Origin of the sequence: Streptomyces sp. CBMA156, assembly GCF_014596515.1 — a bacterium.
Taxonomy (GTDB): domain Bacteria; phylum Actinomycetota; class Actinomycetes; order Streptomycetales; family Streptomycetaceae; genus Kitasatospora.
The window spans coordinates 1-3,247 of the sequence record NZ_MSJQ01000457.1 but is presented as its reverse complement, the minus strand read 5'-3'; the positions used below and the strand labels follow the sequence as shown (position 1 = coordinate 3,247).

The following is a 3,247-nucleotide window of genomic DNA, read 5'->3' as shown; positions in this document are numbered from 1 at the left end:
CCGCGCTGCTCGGTACGGCGCCGGGGACGGTCGTCGCGGTCGGTGCGCCGGGGGAGGCCGAGGTGCCACTGCTGGCAGACCGGCCGCTGGTCGGCGGGGCGCCCGCGGCGTACGTCTGCCGGCACTTCGCCTGCGACGCCCCGACCACCGATCCGGCGGTGCTGGCGGAGAAGCTGGGCGCGGCGGTCGAGTAGAGCGGCGGCCCGACGGCCGGCGGACGTTCGCGGTACTTCGAGATTGGTCGAAATATCGTTTGCGAGCGAACCCCGGCCGGCGTCATCATGGGTCATGACCTGGACTTTCACCACCTCCCTCGACGAGTTCCGGGAGGAGGCGGGCGCCTTCCTGGCCGCCCGCCCCGCCGAGAACACCGTCCTGCTCACCATCGCGCACCGACTGGCCGAGTCCGGTTTGACCGTGTTCGGTGACCGGCCGGTCTTCGGCTGGTGGCGGGCCGAGGAGGACGGTCCGGTCGGCGGCGCCTTCCTCCAGACGCCGCCGTTCGCCCCCCGGCTCTCCTTCATGCCGCCGGCCGCGGCCGCCGAGCTGGCGGTCGAACTGGCCGCCGCGGGGCCGGAGTTCACCACGGTCACCGGGGTGGGCGGGGGCTCCGAAGCGGTCCGCGCCTTCGCCGGGGCCTGGACGGCGGCCACCGGCGCCGGGCAGTCCGTCCGCTTCGACGAACGGCTCTACCGGCTCGGTGAGTTGGCCGACCCGCCGCGCCCGCCCGCGGGCCGCCACCGGCTGGCCGAACCGGCCGACCGCGAGCTGGCGATCCGCTGGTACGAGGAGTTCCTGGTCGAGGCCGGGGTCGAACTCCCCGACGTGCCAAGGGCGGTGGACGAGCGGACCGCGGCCGGCTGCCTGCACCTGTGGGAGGACGAAGGCCGCCCGGTCGCCCTGGCCGGCAGCAGCCCGATCCTCGTCGGCATGTCCCGCGTCGGCCCGGTCTACACCCCCGCCGAGAGCCGCGGCCGCGGCTACGGCACCGCCGTCACGGCCGCCACCTCGGCCCACCTCCTCGCCCGCGGTGCCACCGAGGTCCTGCTCTACACGGACCTCGCCAATCCGACCAGCAACTCCATCTACCAGCAGATCGGTTACCTGCCGGTGGAGGACGCCCTGACCGTGGACTTCGGCACGGCCTAGAGGTGCCGCGGCGGGCGGGCCCGCACCGGCCGACGGCCGCCGCGGGCCCGGCCGTCCGTCACTCCCAGTCCCACCGGATGCCCAGGAGGCACGGCCGCAGTGCCGTGGCGACCAGGTGGACGCAGCGGCGGCCGTCGAGGGTGAGTTCCTCGGTCTCGTACGGGAGCTCGCCGGGGGAGTGGAGGGCGAAACGGTGGCACCGGACGGGGAGGGCGGCGGGGTGGAAGGCGATCTGGAGGACGTACTGGCCGGCGCCGGAGTTGAAGCCGCGGACGTACTCGCAGCTGGGGCCGGGGGAGGGGGCGTCGTCGAAGCCGTAGCCGAGCAGGTGGGTGTCGCCGGCGCGTAGTCGGCGGTCGAGGAGGAGTTCGGCGGCGAGCAGGTGGTGGGCCTGGTCGCGGCGGATGCGGCCGGGGCGGCAGTTCTCCTCGGCGCGGACGCCGACGCGGGTGATGTCGCTGCCCGGGTCGCCCTGGTAGAGGGCGAGGTAGCGGTCGATGCCGTCGCGGTGGGCGCGCAGTGCGTGCTGGGAGTCGCGGCGGGTGAGCCGGCGGTCGGGGCCGATCCGGACGCGTTCGATGTGGGTGATGGTGTGCAGCCCGGTGTCGCGCGGGCCGGCCAGGGTGGCGAGCAGGCCGTCGACGGCGACGGCCGGGGAGATGAGGTCGCGGTACGGGAGTACGGGCGGGCCGGCCGGGGCGGGCTCGGCGACGCGGCGGGGGCCGAGCAGCCGGGTGAGGGAGTGCTCGGGGAGGTCGAGGACCTCTTCGAGGGCGGCGACGGCGCGCAGTGACTCGGTGCGTTCGGGACGGCGGCGGCCCTGCTGCCAGTAACTGAGGCTGGTGAGGCCGACGGTGACGCCGCGCAGGGCGAGGTGGCGGCGGATGCGGTGCAGGGCGAGGCCCCGGGCGGAGATCGCGGTGCGCAGGGCGAGGTGGAACGGGCCGGTGCGCAGGGCGGCGGCGAGGTCGGCTGGGTCGCTCCGGTGGATGGCGGCCTCCTGGGGGCGGGCGGTCCGGCGCCCGGACCGCCGGGACGGATCGCCCGGACGGATCGCCCGGACGGACCGCTCGGACGGACCGGTGTTTGACCGTGAATATTCACATCGGTGTGGCGGTTTGTCACCGGTTCCGGCCTGCCACGCGGGGGTTTCCCGGGTGCCGTTCACATCCGGGTCGGCCCGTTCACACCTCGGTCCCGGCCCCGCCGAGGGCCGTTGACCCGCCCCTGACGAGGCGCGATGCTCGGGGCGCGATCCGGACCGCGCCCCCCACACAGCACCTCGCTCCACTCGTGCAAGGAGGCATCCCCCCATGCCAGTTCCACGGATACGGCTGCGCCGTGCGGTCTCACTGCTCGCCCTCGGCGTGCTGGGCCCGGCGCTCACCGCCGCGGCGGCGGCGCCCGCGATCGCCGCTCCCGCCCAGGGCCAGGCCCAGGACCGGGCCGTGCACCAGGTCCGCCGGGCCGCCGCGCCCGGCAGCACGGCCGACCTGGCCGGCACGTACAAGAAGCTCAACATCACCATGCAGCAGCAACAGCAGACCAACTGGTGCTGGGCGGCGAGCGGGAACACCATCGCCACCTGGTACGGCTACAACTACAGCCAGAACCAGTTCTGCAACGTCTCGTTCGGCCGCTCCGCCGACTCCGGCTGCCCCAACAGCCAGGCCACGCTGGGCGATGTGCAGAACGGGCTGAGCCGGGTCGGCATCACCCCGGGTTCGTACGTCAACGGGTACCTGAACTACGGCACCGTGCAGTCCGAGGTGAACGCCGACCGCCCGGTCGAGACGCGCATCCAGTGGAGCTCGGGCGGCGGGCACATGCACGTCCTGTACGGCTACGACACCGCGAACAACTGGGTCTACTGGGGCGACCCATGGCCCTCCAACTACCGCTACAACTGGGCGGATTACCGGTACTACGTGAACAACAGCACGTTCTCGTGGACCCACTCCCTGTACCGGATCGGCGCGTGAGGGCGACCATGACCGAGACCAAGAGCCGCCGTCGGACCACCGCCACCGCAGCCGCCACCGCCACCGCCGCCCTGCTCACCGTCGGCCTCGCGCTGGCGCTCGCCCCGGCCGCGCAC

The 3,247-nt window shown here is 74.0% G+C and carries 4 protein-coding genes; 3 read left to right on the top strand and 1 reads right to left on the bottom strand.

The window, feature by feature from the left end; all coding sequences use genetic code 11:
• Both BU198_RS44415 and BU198_RS44410 read left to right on the top strand, forming a co-directional pair.
• Positions 1-194, top strand: a 194-nt coding sequence (locus BU198_RS44415) for a hypothetical protein (RefSeq protein WP_188301901.1), incomplete at its 5' end; no start/stop codon positions are given.
• A gap of 94 nt (positions 195-288) precedes the next feature.
• Positions 289-1,149: a GNAT family N-acetyltransferase gene (locus BU198_RS44410; protein WP_188299680.1), complete on the top strand. Its 861-nt coding sequence runs from the start codon at positions 289-291 to the stop codon at positions 1,147-1,149.
• 58 nt (positions 1,150-1,207) lie between these two features.
• Here the strand turns inward: BU198_RS44410 and BU198_RS44405 are convergent, their stop codons facing one another.
• On the bottom strand, positions 1,208-2,140 hold the full coding sequence (locus tag BU198_RS44405) for a hypothetical protein (RefSeq protein ID WP_188299694.1): 933 nt from the start codon (positions 2,138-2,140) through the stop codon (positions 1,208-1,210).
• Positions 2,141-2,462: 322 nt separating this feature from the next.
• Between BU198_RS44405 and BU198_RS44400 the strand changes: the two genes are divergently transcribed.
• The gene (locus BU198_RS44400) at positions 2,463-3,131 is read left to right on the top strand and encodes a papain-like cysteine protease family protein (protein ID WP_188299679.1); all 669 of its coding nucleotides are present in this window, start codon (positions 2,463-2,465) and stop codon (positions 3,129-3,131) included.
• Positions 3,132-3,247 lie beyond the last annotated feature (116 nt).

Coding starts and splice junctions, on each gene's coding strand:
- BU198_RS44400 (WP_188299679.1), top strand. CDS start 2,463: ATGCCAGTTCCACGGATACGGCTGCGCCGTGCGGTCTCACTGCTCGCC.
- BU198_RS44410 (WP_188299680.1), top strand. CDS start 289: ATGACCTGGACTTTCACCACCTCCCTCGACGAGTTCCGGGAGGAGGCG.